Genomic DNA, 17,426 nt, shown 5'->3' with positions numbered 1-17,426 from the left:
TTCTAACTGATCAAGGCATTGATACGCATGGCCAAGATATGCAACATCATGAAAGCACAAAGTTTTTTTTGTAAGATAGCTTCAATGAACTCTATCCCTTCTTTAAGGGTATGAAAAGAAGAGGAGCTTCCTTGCTGGCTACAATATCTACGATCTAATGGAAAGGGCATAGTCATGTGATGATTCCTTATTTTTTATCCGTCATTAGAGTTAACTCAATCTCTTTTAAGGTATTAAGTTTTTCATATTGAAGATGGATATAACTAGAAGAGTTCATGATGAGAGCCTTATCTAAAAAGCTTTGGTTAATCTCTATTTGTTTATGCAGATTGTCTTCAAACATTTGAATACCCCAACCTTCATCTTCAAAGAATTGATATAAAGCAAATGCCTCTGCTTGCAGCTCTAAAATTTGCCTAAACCATAAAGTGACAACCATTTTGATTGCAGGGTCATCTATCTTAGGCAGTTCCTGTTTTAATTTTTTTCTATAATTTGCTAAAAGAGTTCCTTCACCTACTCTATCTGTTTCCATACAAAAACGGGAGAGAGTCGTAAGACCATTAGAGAGTTTTTTAAGATTTGCCTGTTGATGCTTAAACCACATATCAGAAAAGTGATGAGCTCCATGTAATACATCTTTAATCTTAGATTCTGCTTCCCTAAACTCTTTCCAATGATCTTCTTGAAGAAGCTGATGAAGAGCTGATTTAATCTTAGATAGTTCATCTAAAGCCCTCTCTGTATTTTCATAGGTTTTTTTTATAGTGACCGCCATCTCGTCCACTTTATCGTTCAGTTCACGATTTTCTCTTTCAACTTGGTGATACGTTGCCACACCTACTGTACTCCAAACAACTCCCATAAGCCGTCTAAATTGAGGTATTAATAAATGAGAACTTAAAGAAGACGGCTTTTGCCCTAAAAAGAGGTGATCACTCACTAAACTATCAATAAACCCATTGATATAAGATTGCGGTAAGTGTTTTAAAGCGTGAGAGGAGATCTTCTTTAAGGCGCTCATTCCTTTCTTAATAACAATTTTCTCCTCGTTGTCATATAAGATAAGCGCCTCTTTTTCAACAACATAAAGGGGCCTTGGGTTTGAGCTTGTAGGATGAGGAATCAACATTGTCATATGACTTATAAACTCCTCATCAGGGTGACTATAAGCTGTATAGATTTCGCCTGCTGATCGATTTACCGATTCAATGACTCTCTCTTGATTTGCTCTACTTTGAGGAGAAAAGTAAAATCCATCTCCATAAGATTTCCACACTCTCCCTTCTTGATTTTGTACTTTAAGTCCCTTTTTCCCATCTTCTTCATGCTGAGCACCTGTTAATAGCCCTGCAATTTTTTTGCTCATCAGGTTTGAAAATTTCAGCTGATCCCTAAGAAATACTTCAAGAGCTCCGCGCTGATTGCGAATATGGCCTGCAGCAAAAAGATCAGTCAGAAAGTGGCAAGCAAAAGCGTCAAGAGCATAAGCATATTTAAGCTTTTCTTTATTTTGAGTCTGCCCCGCTTCTTTTGCCACTTGAAGAGCGAGAGTGTGTCCAATCCGGTACGCATCTTCGGCATTTTTTTCAAAATGATCACTATTATCAATGAGAAGATCTTCGTAATCTGCTTTGATTTTTTTAAGGGCGCTCATCCCTTTAGCGTTACAGTGACTATAGCAATGGTGCGGAGTTCCTGACTCTTTAACATCTCTAGATTCTTGATGAATTTCATCAAGAATGGCCTTAAGTTCCTCATGATTTGCATGGACTAAAGTGTTAAAGGCATTTTGAAATCGCACAGTTTTTGCCCTATCATTTCCGCCAGGAAGAGAGATCGCCTCCCCTGAAATAGCATAGAAATCGCCAGCTAGAGCAACAATATGTGAAAACCTAAGTTGATGAGGCCCTACAGTTAAAACGGTTTGATCCCCCTCTAGTCCCTGCAGGCGCGTAGCTTCTCCAATAGCTAAATGCTCTCCGCCCCCAAACCCTCCAAGAAGTTTAGAGTCATCTAAACCTGTATGTATTTTATAACAACTACTTCCGGTAGTTATTTCAAAAATGCCTGCCGTTTTAAGGAGTACATTTTGCAACTGTAAATATTCTGGACTCCCTAGAACAAGCTGCTTTAAAAGCTGCTTTCCCTCTTGCAGCGTGAGGGTAGATGAGACAAACCTTTGGGAAAGGTTTGGAGAAGAAAGAGATAACTGAGAAGCAATAGAGTAACTCATGATAGGATCCTACAGTAATAATGGGGTTCATTTTTTTGAAATGACTATATCTATATAGAGGTTTTTTCGCAAAAAAACTTGATTGAAAGCTCCCTTAATTAAAAACCTATCCTCATTCATGGATAGCAGAAGCTCACCTGTAAATAGAATGTGAGCTATACACGCTTACGTTTTTACATTGATTAAAATTCTTTAAAAGAAAATGATGCTAACCAAAAAAATTATTTTCTTGGGGAGATTTATGAGAGTGATTACAAAAGATACCCTGTTAAAAAGAGAGCTTCATGCGTTTAAAGAAGCTGTCCTCGAACTTTTAGAAGATCCCATTATGACAGGCCCTTTAGATCAAGCTGTGACTCTTTTCCCTTGCGGTCACCACTTAAGTCAAGAGGTAGCTGAAAAGGTGTTTAAACAAAATCAGCAGTGCCCTTTAGATAATCAAAAAATCAATTCTATCATTGTCAACCCTTTACTCCGTGATTTAGCCCATCTCTATCATCATGATGTTTATGATTTTGATCACCTCTTAAGAAAAAAGTTTAGTGAAATAGGATCTAGCTCTCTTCTCACAAAAGCCATCACTCTTTTTCCCTGCGGTCATTCAACAACGGAAGAAAAGCTTAAAACCTTAAATGATACCCTATGCCCTTTAGATCAGATTAAAATCACTCATCATGCCCCAAATTATACGCTTCGAGACATTGCTAAAAAAGTAGCTGATCATGAAGAATTTCTTACTCAACTCTATGCTGAAAAGCCCTCTTTTTATCCTCAAATGATCAATCCTAAAACTCCTCTAGAAGATCTTATGAAAATTCCTCTTGAAGATTTTTTAAAAGAATCTGTGGATGATCCTGACAATGCCATGCTGTGCTACAACACTTCCCGTATCTTAGATAAAGATGCAATAGTCGTTAAAGATGGCACTTCTACCCCAGTAAAACAGGCACTCTTAGAAAAATTAATTCGGCTAGAGCCTACCTTTGCTGATGGCTACTATGAGCTGGCTCTTTGTCTAGGTAAAGAGAAATACATCAAAAATCATGAGGGAGGATCCATTAACGGATTACAGCTACTTTGTAAAGCCGTTCAATGGGATCCCAATCACGCAAAAAGTTATTTTACAATTGCGCTTGAGTGGAGTGAGTGCAATGGATTTAATGATAAAAATGGATTTTCAATCACAGGGCGAGATATTTTGATTAAAGCCATTCACCTCAATCCCCCTCATGCAAAGCTCTATGCGCGTCTAGGTTTTACTCTTGATCTTCTAAAAGGCACTGTTACTTTATTGGATGGAAGAACATTAAACCGAAAAGAGCTATTTGAGATCTCTATTCAGTTAGATCCAAACTCTCCTGCATCTTATCATATGAGATGTGAAATTGGAGCTGTGTTGTTTAATTGGGGTGCAAAAAATAAAAAAGAACAAGAAGTTATGCCTAAAATTCAACAGCTTTATTTTGATGCAATCTCTCTTAATCCCTCTCTCTCTACTGCCTATAGATATCTTTCTGGGACCTTAAAAAAAGAAGAAAAAATACAGCTCCCTGATGGAAGCTCTATGACAGGAAAAGATCTACTTTTAAAGGCCATTGATTTAGATCCTAACAATTCAGTTAACTATTTTCTCCTTTCACAAAATTTAGGCTCAGAAGAAAAAATTACACTATTAAATGACACTGTGATGACGGGAAAGGAAATTTCTTTAAAAGGGCTTGCAATAGATTCACCCTATGATTTTGGGTGGCTTCATCTTTCTAAAACTCTTCCCTCTTCAGAAAAAATTGCTCTCCCTAATGGGAATTCTATCAATCAAGCTCAGCTTTTAGGAATCACTTTCTCTAAAGCACTCTCTGCTCAAGGCCATCATGCAATGTTGATCTTTGAAAATTTTATCAACGGATTTCCCCCAGGACAAACAATACAACTTGAAGATGGATCTATCAAAAGTGAAAAAGAAGTTTATCAAATGGTTATTGAAAAATATCCCCATTACTTTCTTCCCTACTATAGACTCGGCCATATTCTTGACTTAAAAGAAAAAATTCAGCTAAGTCCTACAGTGACAATGGATAAAGAAGCGCTTTTTTTAAAAGCTATCTTGTTAAATCCTGAAGATGCTAACAGCTATCAAGCTCTTGGATCTTTATTGCCTAAAGGAAAAGTTGTTACACTAACACAGGGTAAAAAAATGAATGGGCAACAACTTTTATTAGAGTCTATTCGGTTAAGCCCTCATCAAGGAGATCTGTATTATCAGCTGGGCATCTCTTTACCCATCGGAAAAACCGTAGAGCTCCCCTCCAAAGAAAAAATGCACAAAATAGGTCTTTTCTTAAAAACAATTGAACTTAAGCCTCAGCATGTTAAAGCCCATTGCGCGCTTGCTGAAACGCTTCCTCTTAAAGGAAGCATTCAGCTTCCTAACGGAGAGAAAAAAAGCAAGCCCGAGCTTTATTTAAAGGCTCTTGAACTCAATCCTACCTATGAAGAATTTATCCTCATCGGTCAAGCTCTTGCTTATTTTTTTAAGAAAAAAGAACCGCTACAGCTCTCTAATGGAAAAATCTTACCCTATCAAGATTTTCAAAGTAGTATAAAGAAGCTGTTTTTTCATTTTTTTGAAAAAGCTGATTTGAGCCAGATGAGTGATGATCCCTTTTTTCAACAACTAAGCTCTTTTTTTGCTGAGTCTCAAAAACCTTAATAAGAGGAAAGAGATGAGTGTCCTGACGCTTTCAGTAAACGATCTCTTAAGGCAAGATTATTCCACTCTTTATCTAGGCACACAATCACGACCTCATCACACAGCTCTTCATCAGATTTTCTTAATAGCTGATATAAGTTAGAGGGCTTAAGGTGATGATACCCTTCTTTAGCTAAAGTGCTGGCTAAAAAATACTTTTTGTTAGGAAGGAGATGCACGTCATGAAAGTCTCTTTTAATTGTCACTTGTGCTCTAGGAGCATAGTGGCGATACCGTGTCCCTGGAGAGGCTTTTAGCGTATCTCCCTTAGCACTTTTAACTTCACATCCTAATACTTTTTCAAGCATTTCTTGCGTAATGGCTCCTTGCCGTAAGATAAGAGGAGGAGTGTCTGCTAAAAAAACCACTGTGGATTCAAGTCCTTCTTCTGTAACGCCTCCATCAATAACCCCGCACTCTTTTCCTTGAAAGTCATGGATCACATGCTGAGCTGATGTGCTGCTAGGTCTTCCTGATTGATTTGCAGAGGGGCCCACAATGGGCGCTTTAACCTGCTGGATCAGTTCAAGAGCAAGAGGATGAGAAGGCATCCGAATTGCTACTGTATCAAGCCCTCCTGTAACACAATCAGGAACAATCTCTTTTCGCTTTAAAACAAGGGTTAAAGGGCCTGGCCAAAAATGGTTGGCTAAGAGTAGAGCTTCATCTGGAACTTCTCTTGCGAGTAAATAGAGATCATCAAGTTGAGCAATATGACAAATTAAAGGGTTATCTAAGGGCCTTCCCTTTAAGGTAAAGATACGGTTAACTGCCTTTTGATCTGAAAAAGGGGCTCCCATGCCATAGACTGTCTCTGTAGGAAATGCAACAGGTATTCCCTGAAGCATAAGCTCTGCCGCTTGAGGTATTTCGTGAGCATGGAAGAGTTTCATCATGATAGAGCCCATAAACAAGATAAAATGAAAGCAAGCTTCAGGCTTATCCCTAAAATGACATGATGAAAATACCGATGCATAAATTCCTTAATTTGATCTCCCCATTTTTCAATCGCTTTAATAATGAGAAAAGATCTGATCCACCTTGCAGCACATACCGCTCCTAAAAAAGGAAAAAAAGCCAGGTGACTCACTCCTGCAGATAACGTGACTGCTTTATAAGGAACAGGAAGAAGAGCTCCTAAAAAGACAGCTATATGTTGTATCTTTTGATAGTAATCGGTGATACGGTAAAAAAACGTCGAAGAGACTAAGTGATCTAGCACATAAGGTTTTAAAACATCCCACATCATGAACCCAAGTCCGTAGCCTATCGCACCTGTCACTACCGCAGAAAGTGTTGCCATGAGGGCATAGAGATATCTTTTTGAGGGATTTTCTAGACAAAATAAGAGTAATATGGCATCCATAGGGATAAATAAAATCAGTTCAAGCAAAAATACCATACTCAGCCACACAGGCGCTAACGGATGGCGTGCTTTTTGAGCAGCCCATAAGTAAATTTTTTGAGAACTTCCTACCATAAGGTATTATTTTACACACTTTTTTATACAAAGTCAAAGGATTGCAAACATCAACAATGAATATTTTAATTTTTATTTACACAGTGCTTCTATTTATAGGATCTTTGATCGGCTATTTCAAAGCAGGAAGCGTAGCTTCTCTTATGATGGGAACCTTATCCACAGGCTCTCTTCTCTCTTTTCTTTTTTTAACGCGTAAAAAGCCTCTCTTAGCCTATAGAGGGCTTTTTATCACCCTCTTAATACTGAGTGCATTTTTTACCTTACGGTGGATTAAAATGGCCCATTTCCTGCCTGCAGGAGCTTTGAGCCTTTTCAGTTGGAGTGTCCTTATTTTTCTTAGCTATTATATGAGACAAAAGAAAGAATAACTTCTAGGGGGTGTCTCTATCTTGATACCCCCCTGATTTACCTGTTAGTATTCAAAAATACTCTATTTATATCTATTTCTGATCATTAAACTATATAATTAAAATAATAATTTAATTAAAATAGTAATTAGAGAGGGAGGATATATGTCATTACCGATATCTACAAGACACGTATTTGAAGGACTGAGAAGTGCCATCAAAGAAAGGCATGTTCTAGGACTTGTTGATCACTCTTTTCAACTGACTCAAAGCGCTACAAATATCACCAATTATGCTACAACCGTGATTCAAAAAATGGGGGCTTATTCCTACTTAATTTCAACAAATATTTACAATAACATCTCTTCTGTGCTTAATGGACTCTCTTTTCTTCAGTTTGTTGGATCCATTAATCTCATAGGAAGTGGTATTTCTCTTTTTTCAGAAATCATTGCCCTTTATCAACAAAATAAAACTTTGCAATCCATTGGGTATTTCCCCTCTCATCTTAATGAAGAGGAAAAAACCCGTATTCTTGAAACTTCTAGAGCGCTTTTAAAACAAATACCCTTTACCCAGCTCAGGCAAACACTCCCTGATTATCTTCAAAAAGAGCTGCAATTTGATACGGTCAATATTCTGGATGAAAACGGCTCTTCTCATGTGGATCAAAAATTGCAACAGCTCCAATTTGAAGATTTAGTTAACATGAGAGTAGCTGCTAAAAAAAAGGAAATACTGCACGGAATTGGAGTCTTAGGAGCTGTCATCGGCGTGGTATGTGCTATAGGAATGCTGGTTGCTTGGCCAGCTCTTGTTATCACTCTTTTAAGCGTTTGCTGTATAGCTATTGGGATAGGACTTCATGTCTTCAAAAAAGCTTGGCTTGAAAATCCGCATCCAGGAATTGATTTTAAAAGAGCCATTCCGCTAGTGAATGGCCCGCCTGCCATTTTATCGCTTTTTCTTAAAACCCTATCTCCTCAAATAAGCGTGACTGAGATGAAAGAGGCGAGAAAAATAGATCCTGCTATTGCTTTAACTTTACATCAGTGGTTTTGAAAAAAGTGGCTCTTTTGTATTTTATCCCTCTACCAAAAAGCTTTGTACTTTTTTAAAGCTTGCTTGGTAAGTTTGCATAATAATACCCCGGATAGCACGGCTTTCTAACACTTCAAGCCCTGCAATCGTAGAGCCTCCAGGAGATGTGATTTGCCATTTTAAATCTGTAGGAGATTTTTCTGTAAGAGAAAGGAGCTCTACAGATCCCTCTAGTGTTTTTAAAACAAGCCGTTTTGATTCATGACTAGAAAAACCTAAAGCAATTCCACTATCAATCATCGCCTCAATCATTACAAAAATAAATGCAGGAGCTGATCCTGTTAAAACAGAAAGCGCTTCTAGCTTCTCTTCTGTCACCCAAGTGATCAGGCCAAGCCCTTCAAAAAGAGAGTGCGCTTTTTCCTTGATATCCTTATCTACAGTTAAATGGGCTGTAAGGCCCATGACCCCTTTTGCACAAGTTAGGGCTAAATTCGGCATTCCCCGGATAATTTGGGCCTGAGGAAAATACCGATTTAATGTTAAAAGAGAAGTTCCGGCTAAAATACTAATAATGAAATGACGCTCTAAAAAACATTTTCCCATCTGCTGTGAAAATGCCTCTAAATCTTTAGGTTTAAAAGCCAAAATAACCCCTTCTGCCTCTTCAATTGCTTGTTGAGGGCTATGAGAGAAAATGCACTTGGTTTCCTTTGCTAAAGCCTCTCCTTTCTCTTTATTTCTATCACAAAGGATCACAGAATGCATTAACGCAATATGCCTAGCTAACATTGATCCCATCGATCCGCATCCAATAATGGCAATTTTCATCTGGTTTCTTCTCTCTTTAAAGGTGTTATTAAAATACTATAACCAATCCCTCTCTTCAAAATCTATATCTGACTTATAAGCTGTCTATGAAAGAAGTGCCTACAGATGAGGAAGTGATGATCCAATAAGAAAAGAGCTGGCACCTAAATGCCAGCTCTTGATATAAGAAAAAATTCTTACTTTGCGATTTTTTTAGCCTTAGCAGATGGAGCTGCTTTGACAGCTGAAACAGCTTTTTTTGCAGGAGCTGCGACAACTTTTTTAACAGCTACTTTACGAACAGGTTTTGCAGCAGCTTGTTTTTTTACAACTTTAGCCATTGAATTGACTCCTTATTAATCATGGATATTCATCTATCATCAGACCTTCTCTAAGAGATGCTCTCTTATTTACTGTCTTTATAATCATGATATACACGATTAAAAATTTATTTTTCAATTGTTTTATAAAAAAATATTACAATTAAACTCTATTTGAAAAGAGCACAGCTCTTTTGCATTTAATGGAAGAAGAAGCTTTTATCCAGGATAAAACACCTTTTTTCTAAGTCATTTATTTTAACTTACTGACTGTCAGGCTGATAAATAGTCTAGGTATTTTTTGTTGTGAGGGCATTGATTTTTTAGAATCTCCCCTCTAGAGATAAAAAATAGGGAGGTCAATGTTAAGAAAGTGTATGTTTATAAAAAATCATTGCGATTAAGCTGGGTAAGATTCATCTCATGACAGCTAAGATCTTGCCCTCAATGGGTCTAAAAATAAGGAAATTATTTTTTATGCATACTGCATTATCCCGCATTGTTAATGAATTCTATTCATATGTATACTATTTAAATACAAAAAATATTGAAAATATTAATTAAAATGATTACAATCATAATAATTACGTGATTTTTAATATAAGGTTATTAAAAAAAATGCAAATTTCACCTCAACATATTGAACATCTTTGGAATTTAAGAGAATCTGTTAACATTCTTGAATTTGAAAAAGAGTTTTCTCAAATTGAGAGAATATTTTGCTCTTTAAATCAAGTGGCTAAAGTTGCTCTCCCTCTTCTTAAAGCTTTAGAAACTATTTTTTTTCATTATCAACCGATCACCTCTTTTTTTTACCGTATCGTTGGATATTGCGTTGTCATTAAAACCATTAGTTTTACATCTATTCATGTAAAATGGAAATCCATCAATCTTATTGCGCATCTTTATGCTAAACAACTTGAATGTTTACAAAAAATTCGCGCCCATCCTTTGATACCAGCATATTACATCTACTTGGACGCTTCTTTAGTTATGACTCAAACAACAATTCAGTTAGGAGATCAAGATTTCAATAGAGCTAATCTTTTTGATAAGGCTAAAAATATGTACCTTAGCCTCCTTGACCAAGGCAGTGAATCAGCTGAAACTTATTTGAATTTAGGATATCTCCTAGATGTGAGCGGTGGGAATCTACAGATTAAGAATAAAAGCATGTCAGTTCAAGACTGTTACATTAAGGCCATTGATCTTGATCCTAATATGACTGCAGCTTATTACAATTTAGCCTCTATTATATCTAAGAAAAAAATTACCTTATTAAATGGGTCTTCAATGACAAAAAAAGAGCTTTATCTTAAGGTGATTAGCCTCGGCCCTACGCCTAACGAGAATGAAGTCTATTTTTGCTTAGCAAACCTTTTAGATAAGAATGAAGCTCTTATTGTTTTAAATGAGGATCAAAAGCTTGCTTTTTCAGAAAAAAATAAAGAAATTACTATTTTAGATAGAAATAGAGAATTTATTCTTTACGATAAGAATAATGCTCCTCTTCTTTTACATGAAAATGGAATTATTACTTTTTTAGATAAGGATAATTTTTTTACTCTTGTAGGTAAGAATGGAGCTCTTAAGCCTTTAGATAAACCTTCCATAACAAAAAAAGAGCTTTTTATAAAAGCAATTGCTTTGGATCCTGATATGCCTCTTGCATATTATGAATTAGGCCTTCTTTTAGATGAAAATGAAGAGGTTACCTTCTTAGATGGATCTTCAGTGACAAAAAAAGAGCTTTTTATGAAAGCAATTGCTTTGGATCCTAATATGCCTTTCGCATCTATAATAGAACAATATCTATCTTAAAACGCTTCATAAAATTCTCTTGAGGTAAAAACTTAAAAGGGGCTCCACTGAATAGAGATTTTTGTTATTTAAAGAAGAGATTAATGATCTAAACTGAGATGATCTCATGTTATCTTGAGATAGGAAAGTTCTTTATTTGAGTTTAAGCTGAATTAAATTCATCAAAAGAAAAAAATTTGATATAAATAAAAAATGCTTTTTTAGGTTAGGGATGACAACGATTACAAATAATTTTCAATTAAAAAAAGAGCTTCAAAATTTTAAGACTCTTATCGAAGAATCCTTGGAAGATCCTGTGACAACAGGTTCTTTAGTGCAAACTGTTACACTCTTGCCTTGTGGCCATCACTTAAGTCAAGAGACAGCGGAAAAAGTGTTTAAACAAAATCAGCAATGCCCTCTTGATAATCTAAAAATTGAAAAATTTATCCCCAATCTTTTATTTCGAGATTTAACAAAGCTTTGTCACCATGACGTTTATGATTTTCACCATCTGATATTAGAAAAATTTAAAACGATTGGCTCTTATGAACTTCTGAAAAAAGCCGTGACTCTTGTTCCTTGCGGCCATTCAACAGGTGAAGAGGCATTAAGTGATAAATGTTGCCCTTTAGATAAGACTTTAATCACGCATTATCTTCCGGATTATACCCTGCGAGAAATGAATGAGATACTCATCAATAATAAAAAAGCTCTTGAAAAACTATACGAAGGAAAATCCCCTGTTTATTCTCTGATGATTAATCCTAAAACTCCTCTAGAAAATCTTCAAAAAATTTCTCCTGAGGAGTTTCAAGAAGAACTCAAGAAAGAACCCAAAAACGCCATGCTGTATTACAACTATTCCCGTATTTTACATCGCAATACTGTTTCTATGGATAATGGGGTTCAAATCAAAATAAAACAGGCATTATTAGAAACAACGATTCGTTTAGATCCTGATTTTGCTGAAGCCTACTATGAACTTGCTCTTTTTGTAGAAGAAGAAGGAGTGCATCTAACTACACAGGGAGAAGAGATTGGAATTGAATTCTTACTTACCCGGGCAATAAAATGCGATCCTAATCATGCAAAAAGCTACTTAGCCTTAGCTCTTAAGTGGAGCCGTGGAAAAACATTGACTGTTCCTCAAGGATTTTTTCTAACGCAGCAAGATGTATTCATTAAAGCCATTGATCTCAATCCTAAGCATGCAGAGCTCTATAGATACCTAGGGCTTACTTTAGATCTTTTTGCAGAAACGGTGACTCTATTGGATGGCAGAGTGTTAAACCGAAGAGAGCTTTATGAAATTGCTATTGAGATAGACCCTTGTTCCCCAGCATCGTATGATATGAGATGTCAAATAGCTGGCATCTTACTTCGTTTAGATCAAAAGAGTAACACTGTAGAAAGACTTAAGCCCAAAATTCAGCAGCTTTGTTGTGATGCCATTGATCAAAATCCCCATCATACGCAGGCCTACAAGCTTCTTGCTATGGCTCTAGATAAAGAGGAAAAAATCACACTGCCCAATCAGAGCATCATGACTAGGAAAGATCTTTTATTAAAGGTCATTGATTTAGAACCTACACATCAAGAAAATTACACTATTCTTTCAAAGGTTATTCAGCCAGGAGAAACAGTCACACTGTTAAATAATAGTGTTATGACACAAAGAGATCTTGTTCTAAAAGGCATGAGAGTTTCAGAAACAGTCTCCTCATCTGACACGGTCTCTTTAGATCAAATAGAGCTATTAGGAAGAGCTTTTTCTCAAGGAATCTCTTCTTTAGAACAGATGCGGCCTCAAAATCTTGAAAATTTTATCTCTCAATTTCTTCCAGGACAATCTATAAAGCTTGAAGACGGAACTCTAAAAAGTGAAAAAGAGGTGTATCAGATCGTTATTCAAAAGCACCCTACTTACTATCTCACCTATTATAAATTAGGGCTTCTTCTCTTTTCTGAAGAAAAAATTCAACTAAGTCCTACCTTAATCATGGATAGAGAAGCTCTTTTTCTTGAGGCGATTCGGTTAAATCCTGAGTTTGCGAATAGTTATCAAAGTCTTGCATTTTCTTTAGCTCCAGGAAAAGTCATTACACTTCCTCAAGGAAAAAAAATGGGAGTACAGCAGCTTTTAGTAGAGGCGATTCGGTTAAATCCTCGCACAGCCAATTTCTATTATAATTTAGGATCTTATCTCCCCTCTGGGAAAACTGTTGAAATGTCTTCAAAAGAAAAAATGCAAAAAATGGGCCTTTTCTTAAAAACGCTTGAACTCGATCCTAAGCACGTCAAAGCTTACTGCGCACTAGCTGAAACTCTTCCTTCAAATGGAACCATTCAAATCCCCGGTAAAGAGAGAAAAAACCGTTTTGAGCTGTATCTACAGGCATTTGAGCTGAGTCCAAATATTGAAGAATTTCTTCTGATCAATAAGTTTTTCTCACCCTTTTTACAAAAAAGAGAAAAAATTCGGCTCTCTAATGGAAACTTTTTACCCTTTAAAGAGTTTATGACCCAGGTAAAAACCTTATCTTCTCAATTTTTTCAAAAATCTGAAATCCAAAATATACTCAATCACCCTTCTTATAGGTTATCTTCCTCTCATCAAGAAATCGTGAATTTTTACAAGGCGCATCAACAACTTGACTCATAAAAAGATCCGTTTGATTGGATAAAAACAGATACGCATTTTTTATCCCCTCATCAGCCAAGAGCAAGAGTTAAAAACTCTTGCTCACCATAGAGTCATAACCACCTGATGCCCTCTAAGTCATTACTAGCTCTTTCAGGGAGTAATAAAAAATGTTGCATTTTTTTTTGGCTAGAACTGATGCCTGAAAATTTTCTAGCTCTTAAGCACGTTAAAACAAGCTAGAGTTAAAAGTGTGCTCCTAAATTTAAAGCCCCCTTTATGTGCCTAAAAAATGCATAGAGGAGCTCTTTCAAATATAGGGACCACTATTGGCTCCTTCTAAGAAAGTCATCTTCTCTATCATCAAGTTTAAAAAAAGCTAAAAGGCCAGATAGAAGGCTCCATATATTTTTCTCTTTTTGATACTGTGATTGAATAAAAGATTTTTAATGCGTTAATTTGCTTTAGACACTGTCTTTAAGCTTACGATATTGATGATCCGTGTAAATTAGATGAAAATGATATTTAGATAGATGATTGAAAAAGATCCCTAGAGAAATCCAAGGGTTCGAACTAGTTGCAATGGCGGAAGAGGTAGGATTCGAACCCACGGTTGGTCTCCCAACAACTGTTTTCAAGACAGCCGCAATCGGCCACTCTGCCACTCTTCCGTAAAACAACCCCTAAGAAATGCATTCCTAGGAAGGACAACATTTTAGTGATATTTGAATTAAAAAACTAGAAAATTGTGATTTTTCTTAAAATTGAGAAAGAAACCTTAGATCATTCTCTGTAAATAACCGAATATCTGTAATCCCAAATTTCAACATTGCAAGTCTTTCAATACCCATGCCCCAAGCATACCCTGAATAAACTTCTGGATCAATCCCTCCATTACGAAGCACTTCCGGATGAACCATACCCGCTCCGCATACTTCAAGCCATCCAGAATTTTTACACAGTCTGCACCCTTTTCCAGAGCACTGCGTACATTCAATATCCACCTCAAGGCCTGGCTCTACAAAAGGGAAATAGCTGGGTCTAAACCGCGTTTTAATCTCTTGATGAAGAAGTTTATTCCACAGTTCTTGCATCGTTGCAAAAAGATCTGCAAAAGAGACATTCTTATCAACATAGAGCCCTTCAATTTGGTGAAAAAAGACATGGGACCTCGCGCTAATGTTTTCATTTCGGTAAACAGTTCCTGGCGCAATGATCCGAATCGGAGGAGTCGTTTTTTCCATGACTCTTAGCTGCGTATTAGATGTATGTGAACGGAGCAAATGGTGAGGATCGATATAAAATGTATCTTGCATTTCTCTTGCCGGATGGTCCGGAGGGAAATTTAGCCCTTCATAATTATACCAATCGGTATCAATGTCAGGTCCGTATTGAACAGAAAAGCCCATGTTTTTTAACACATCAATGACTTCATTCATCATCTGAGTTAAAGGATGTGCCTTCCCCTGCCTCTGTTTTCTTCCAGGAAGAGAGATATCAATTTTTTCAGACAGAATTTGGGAAGAAAGCTCTATATGGTGATGATCTTTCAGATGCTGCTGAATAAGATCTTCACATTCACATTTAAAATCGTTAACCTCCTTGCCAAGAACAGGTCTTAGCTCAGAAGAAACCTCACGGAGCTTGATCATGAGGTTTTGGAGAAACCCTTTTTTGCCTAAATATCGGACCTTCAATTGCTCAATATCTTTAGAGTCTTTACAAAGTAGAAGCTCTTGATGAAAACATTCTCTTAATTGTCCGATATCTGGGTTCATAAACGCCTTGGGTTAGACAAGAGCCAGCTTAACACAGCTTGCAACAGCTGCAAAACCTGCTGGATCTGCAATTGCCATTTCTGTCAGCATCTTACGATTGAGTAAGCAGCTTGCTTTGTTGAGTCCATCAATGAACTTGCTGTAAGACAGTCCATGAAGATTTGCTCCAACGCTTAAGCGATTAATCCAAAGACTTCTAAAGTCACGCTTACGGAGTTTTCTTCCTTGATAATTGTAAGCCATCGCTTGAAGGACAGAATTTGATGTTAATCGTCTATGATTTTTACGATCTCCTACAAACCCTTTTGCTTGTTTGAGCAATCTTTTTCGCTTGCGATTGCTATAAACTGCATTTGTTGCTCTAACCATTTTATACTCCCATTAACCTTGAATACATCTTGATAAAACCAGTATCTACAAGTGTACTTTTTCTTAAGCGACGTTTTCTTTTAGAAGCTTTTCCTGATAAAAGGTGGCGTCTTCCTGGACGTCGTCGTTTAATTTTCCCTGTTCCAGTCGCTTTAAATCGTGCTAAAACAGCCTTCCGAGTTTTCATCTTTGGCATATTTAATATCCTTCTTCTTCTTAAACTTTCTTCTTGCTGCCAGGAGCAAGAACTACAATGAGCGTTTTTCCAAACATTTTTGCAGGGGCCTCAGGAGTGGCAATATCCGCCATCTCTTCGCAGAGCTTATTAACAACTCTTTCCCCAAACTCAGGGTGAGCCATTTCTCTTCCCCGGAAAACGCATGTTACTTTGACTTTATTGCCCTTTGCAATGAATTCCCGGGCATGTCTTAACTTGGTTTCAATATCGTGATCATCTGTATTGGGTTTAACTTTAACTTCTTTAACCTTAACTTGATGCTGAGCTTTTTTGTTCTCTCTTTCCTTTTTCGTCCGTTGATATTGAAATTTTCCAAAATTAACAATCTTACAAACAGGAGGCTCTGCATTAGGAGCAATCTCCACTAAATCAAGCCCCGCTTGTTCAGCGCGATAAATCGCATCTGCCAGCGTAAATACTCCAAGTTGCTGACCATCTTTATCGATTACTCTCACTCTAGGAGCGCGAATTTCTTTATTTCTTTTCAAGCAGTTTTAACCTATTCAATACCGTTTCAATTGTTAAGCTCTCTATCATCAGAGCTATGCATCTTTCAAATGAAGCACACACTGTCATTTGAATGAGATCATATTTCATATCCCATTCGATAGAAGACATGAGCCACTTTCGCCCTAAACGATCCCTCACAAAAAACTCAAGGCGGCGTGGCTTACCTTTAACTTCTTTAAAGGATGGGAAATGCGCCTTAAGGGCTTCTTTCACATGAACCTTCAAAAGACCCGTGCAAATCACTTCATATTCAAAGTGTAAAATTTTAAGGAATTGCGCGATGATATGCAAGAACGAATTTACAGATTCCTCTCTTCCCCAGCTAAGATCGTGCCAAGAAAAAGGGTTGCACCACGGTTCAGGAGAAGATATAGCCTGTTTTACCGGCTCAAATAAAAATCCGCAAGAAGAGTGTTTTTCACTCCACTCTTTAAAAAAAAGCGGTTTTACAACATCAGAGGCAATAAAAACTGGCTCAAATCCGTGATAAAGATGGGTAAGATTGGCTTTAAGTAAAGCTTTTATCTGCTCTGCCTTAGCTTCCCAAATAAGAGTATTTCCGCACCAGCTCACAAGCCCAAGGGATTCTAGCTTTTGTTGAATATTTTCAACGTTTTTCAGTTTTTGCACTTGAACTTTGAGCGCATCTTTTGAAAGAGCTCCAGTTCCTATCAGCCGAATGCCTGTTTTTAAAGGATAAAAAGAGATGAGCTTAATGAAAGGGTAATCATCTGTAGATTCAGGTTGCATAGCCCCTGCTTTAAAGAAAAAGCGGTCTAACCTTAAAAGAGCTACAAGGCCTTGTTCTTTTCTCACTTCAAGACTCAGTTTTTTATCTCCATGGTGAGCTAGAAACTCCGATCCATTACTTGCCATCATTTCCATGAAATGAAACGGCTCTTTTTTGGCAATCCAAGCGCGCATTCTCTCTTCTAAGAGATTGAGAATTGGAGCTGTGAATTCTCCATTAAAGATGAAATCACAAAAAAATGCACTCTCTGTTGCTTCAACATGCAAGATCTCTATCTTAGGAAAGAGTTCTTGCAATGCAATAGGAAGAAGATAAGAAGCACTTAAAATTAAAGTCATGTCTTGGTTGAT

At 37.0% G+C, this 17,426-nt stretch carries 16 protein-coding genes and 1 tRNA gene; 5 read left to right on the top strand and 12 right to left on the bottom strand.

Annotation, left to right across the window (positions count from 1 at the left end; all coding sequences use genetic code 11):
• Positions 1–2: 2 nt before the first annotated feature.
• Positions 3–176: a hypothetical protein gene (locus tag ACI7T6_RS02495; protein WP_404666016.1), complete on the bottom strand. Its 174-nt coding sequence runs from the start codon at positions 174–176 to the stop codon at positions 3–5.
• Positions 177–187: 11 nt separating this feature from the next.
• The gene (locus tag ACI7T6_RS02490) at positions 188–2,236 is read right to left on the bottom strand and encodes a hypothetical protein (RefSeq protein ID WP_404666015.1); all 2,049 of its coding nucleotides are present in this window, start codon (positions 2,234–2,236) and stop codon (positions 188–190) included.
• Between the two features lie 241 nt (positions 2,237–2,477).
• Here ACI7T6_RS02490 and ACI7T6_RS02485 point away from each other — a divergent pair, with 241 nt between their 5' ends.
• Positions 2,478–4,946, top strand: a complete 2,469-nt coding sequence (locus ACI7T6_RS02485) for a tetratricopeptide repeat protein (protein ID WP_404666014.1) — start codon at positions 2,478–2,480, stop codon at positions 4,944–4,946.
• Here the strand turns inward: ACI7T6_RS02485 and ACI7T6_RS02480 are convergent.
• Both ACI7T6_RS02480 and ACI7T6_RS02475 read right to left on the bottom strand, forming a co-directional pair.
• Positions 4,943–5,881: an L-threonylcarbamoyladenylate synthase gene (locus tag ACI7T6_RS02480; RefSeq protein ID WP_404666013.1), complete on the bottom strand. Its 939-nt coding sequence runs from the start codon at positions 5,879–5,881 to the stop codon at positions 4,943–4,945. The two genes, ACI7T6_RS02485 and ACI7T6_RS02480, sit on opposite strands and share 4 nt — an antisense overlap.
• Positions 5,878–6,465 carry a YqaA family protein gene (locus ACI7T6_RS02475; protein WP_404666012.1) on the bottom strand — a complete coding sequence of 196 codons (588 nt, stop codon included), beginning with the start codon at positions 6,463–6,465 and terminating at the stop codon, positions 5,878–5,880. The genes ACI7T6_RS02480 and ACI7T6_RS02475 overlap by 4 nt, the downstream gene beginning before the upstream one ends.
• 56 nt (positions 6,466–6,521) lie before the next feature.
• Here ACI7T6_RS02475 and ACI7T6_RS02470 point away from each other — a divergent pair, with 56 nt between their 5' ends.
• Positions 6,522–6,836, top strand: a complete 315-nt coding sequence (locus ACI7T6_RS02470) for a TMEM14 family protein (RefSeq protein ID WP_404666011.1) — start codon at positions 6,522–6,524, stop codon at positions 6,834–6,836.
• A gap of 144 nt (positions 6,837–6,980) precedes the next feature.
• A complete protein-coding gene (locus tag ACI7T6_RS02465) occupies positions 6,981–7,877 on the top strand; it encodes a hypothetical protein (protein ID WP_404666010.1) in 897 nt (298 codons plus the stop codon).
• Between the two features lie 21 nt (positions 7,878–7,898).
• On the opposite strand, the gene proC is transcribed toward ACI7T6_RS02465, so the two are convergent.
• Together proC and ACI7T6_RS02455 are read right to left on the bottom strand one after the other, a co-directional pair.
• Positions 7,899–8,687: a pyrroline-5-carboxylate reductase gene (gene proC, locus ACI7T6_RS02460; RefSeq protein WP_404666009.1), complete on the bottom strand. Its 789-nt coding sequence runs from the start codon at positions 8,685–8,687 to the stop codon at positions 7,899–7,901.
• A gap of 176 nt (positions 8,688–8,863) precedes the next feature.
• Positions 8,864–9,007, bottom strand: coding sequence for a hypothetical protein (locus ACI7T6_RS02455; protein ID WP_404666008.1), 144 nt, complete (start codon positions 9,005–9,007; stop codon positions 8,864–8,866).
• A gap of 597 nt (positions 9,008–9,604) precedes the next feature.
• On the opposite strand from ACI7T6_RS02455, the gene ACI7T6_RS02450 reads away from it, so the two are divergent.
• Both ACI7T6_RS02450 and ACI7T6_RS02445 read left to right on the top strand, forming a co-directional pair.
• Positions 9,605–10,807, top strand: coding sequence for a hypothetical protein (locus ACI7T6_RS02450; protein WP_404666007.1), 1,203 nt, complete (start codon positions 9,605–9,607; stop codon positions 10,805–10,807).
• Positions 10,808–11,018: 211 nt separating this feature from the next.
• On the top strand, positions 11,019–13,451 hold the full coding sequence (locus ACI7T6_RS02445) for a hypothetical protein (protein ID WP_404666006.1): 2,433 nt from the start codon (positions 11,019–11,021) through the stop codon (positions 13,449–13,451).
• 562 nt (positions 13,452–14,013) lie between these two features.
• On the opposite strand, the gene ACI7T6_RS02440 is transcribed toward ACI7T6_RS02445, so the two are convergent.
• From ACI7T6_RS02440 to ACI7T6_RS02415, 6 genes are all read right to left on the bottom strand, one after another.
• Positions 14,014–14,101: transfer RNA gene (locus tag ACI7T6_RS02440), tRNA-Ser, on the bottom strand.
• A gap of 87 nt (positions 14,102–14,188) precedes the next feature.
• On the bottom strand, positions 14,189–15,208 hold the full coding sequence (gene pheS / locus ACI7T6_RS02435) for a phenylalanine--tRNA ligase subunit alpha (RefSeq protein ID WP_404666005.1): 1,020 nt from the start codon (positions 15,206–15,208) through the stop codon (positions 14,189–14,191).
• A 12-nt stretch (positions 15,209–15,220) separates the two neighbouring features.
• Positions 15,221–15,577, bottom strand: a complete 357-nt coding sequence (gene rplT / locus ACI7T6_RS02430; protein ID WP_404666004.1) for a 50S ribosomal protein L20 — start codon at positions 15,575–15,577, stop codon at positions 15,221–15,223.
• 1 nt (position 15,578) lies between these two features.
• Positions 15,579–15,764, bottom strand: a complete 186-nt coding sequence (gene rpmI, locus ACI7T6_RS02425) for a 50S ribosomal protein L35 (protein ID WP_404666003.1) — start codon at positions 15,762–15,764, stop codon at positions 15,579–15,581.
• 29 nt (positions 15,765–15,793) lie between these two features.
• Entirely contained in the window at positions 15,794–16,303 is a 510-nt protein-coding gene (gene infC / locus ACI7T6_RS02420) for a translation initiation factor IF-3 (protein WP_404666002.1), read from the bottom strand.
• Entirely contained in the window at positions 16,290–17,414 is a 1,125-nt protein-coding gene (locus ACI7T6_RS02415) for a hypothetical protein (RefSeq protein ID WP_404666001.1), read from the bottom strand. The genes infC and ACI7T6_RS02415 overlap by 14 nt, the downstream gene beginning before the upstream one ends.
• Positions 17,415–17,426: the final 12 nt, after the last annotated feature.

This window comes from Rhabdochlamydiaceae symbiont of Dictyostelium giganteum, from assembly GCF_964291045.1.
In the GTDB taxonomy this organism is placed as follows: Bacteria; Chlamydiota; Chlamydiia; order Chlamydiales; family Rhabdochlamydiaceae; genus PALSA-1444.
The sequence above is the reverse complement of the archived record's forward strand: the minus strand, read 5'-3'. Positions and strand labels throughout refer to the sequence as shown.

Bases quoted from the DNA above. Each gene is read 5' to 3' on its own strand.
- ACI7T6_RS02415 (WP_404666001.1), bottom strand. From the start codon at position 17,414: ATGACTTTAATTTTAAGTGCTTCTTATCTTCTTCCTATTGCATTGCAA.
- ACI7T6_RS02465 (WP_404666010.1), top strand. From the start codon at position 6,981: ATGTCATTACCGATATCTACAAGACACGTATTTGAAGGACTGAGAAGT.
- ACI7T6_RS02470 (WP_404666011.1), top strand. From the start codon at position 6,522: ATGAATATTTTAATTTTTATTTACACAGTGCTTCTATTTATAGGATCT.
- ACI7T6_RS02455 (WP_404666008.1), bottom strand. From the start codon at position 9,007: ATGGCTAAAGTTGTAAAAAAACAAGCTGCTGCAAAACCTGTTCGTAAA.
- ACI7T6_RS02475 (WP_404666012.1), bottom strand. From the start codon at position 6,465: ATGGTAGGAAGTTCTCAAAAAATTTACTTATGGGCTGCTCAAAAAGCA.
- rplT (WP_404666004.1), bottom strand. From the start codon at position 15,577: ATGGTTAGAGCAACAAATGCAGTTTATAGCAATCGCAAGCGAAAAAGA.
- ACI7T6_RS02450 (WP_404666007.1), top strand. From the start codon at position 9,605: ATGCAAATTTCACCTCAACATATTGAACATCTTTGGAATTTAAGAGAA.
- ACI7T6_RS02480 (WP_404666013.1), bottom strand. From the start codon at position 5,881: ATGATGAAACTCTTCCATGCTCACGAAATACCTCAAGCGGCAGAGCTT.
- pheS (WP_404666005.1), bottom strand. From the start codon at position 15,208: ATGAACCCAGATATCGGACAATTAAGAGAATGTTTTCATCAAGAGCTT.
- rpmI (WP_404666003.1), bottom strand. From the start codon at position 15,764: ATGAAAACTCGGAAGGCTGTTTTAGCACGATTTAAAGCGACTGGAACA.
- ACI7T6_RS02485 (WP_404666014.1), top strand. From the start codon at position 2,478: ATGAGAGTGATTACAAAAGATACCCTGTTAAAAAGAGAGCTTCATGCG.
- ACI7T6_RS02495 (WP_404666016.1), bottom strand. From the start codon at position 176: ATGACTATGCCCTTTCCATTAGATCGTAGATATTGTAGCCAGCAAGGA.
- proC (WP_404666009.1), bottom strand. From the start codon at position 8,687: ATGAAAATTGCCATTATTGGATGCGGATCGATGGGATCAATGTTAGCT.
- ACI7T6_RS02490 (WP_404666015.1), bottom strand. From the start codon at position 2,236: ATGAGTTACTCTATTGCTTCTCAGTTATCTCTTTCTTCTCCAAACCTT.
- ACI7T6_RS02445 (WP_404666006.1), top strand. From the start codon at position 11,019: ATGACAACGATTACAAATAATTTTCAATTAAAAAAAGAGCTTCAAAAT.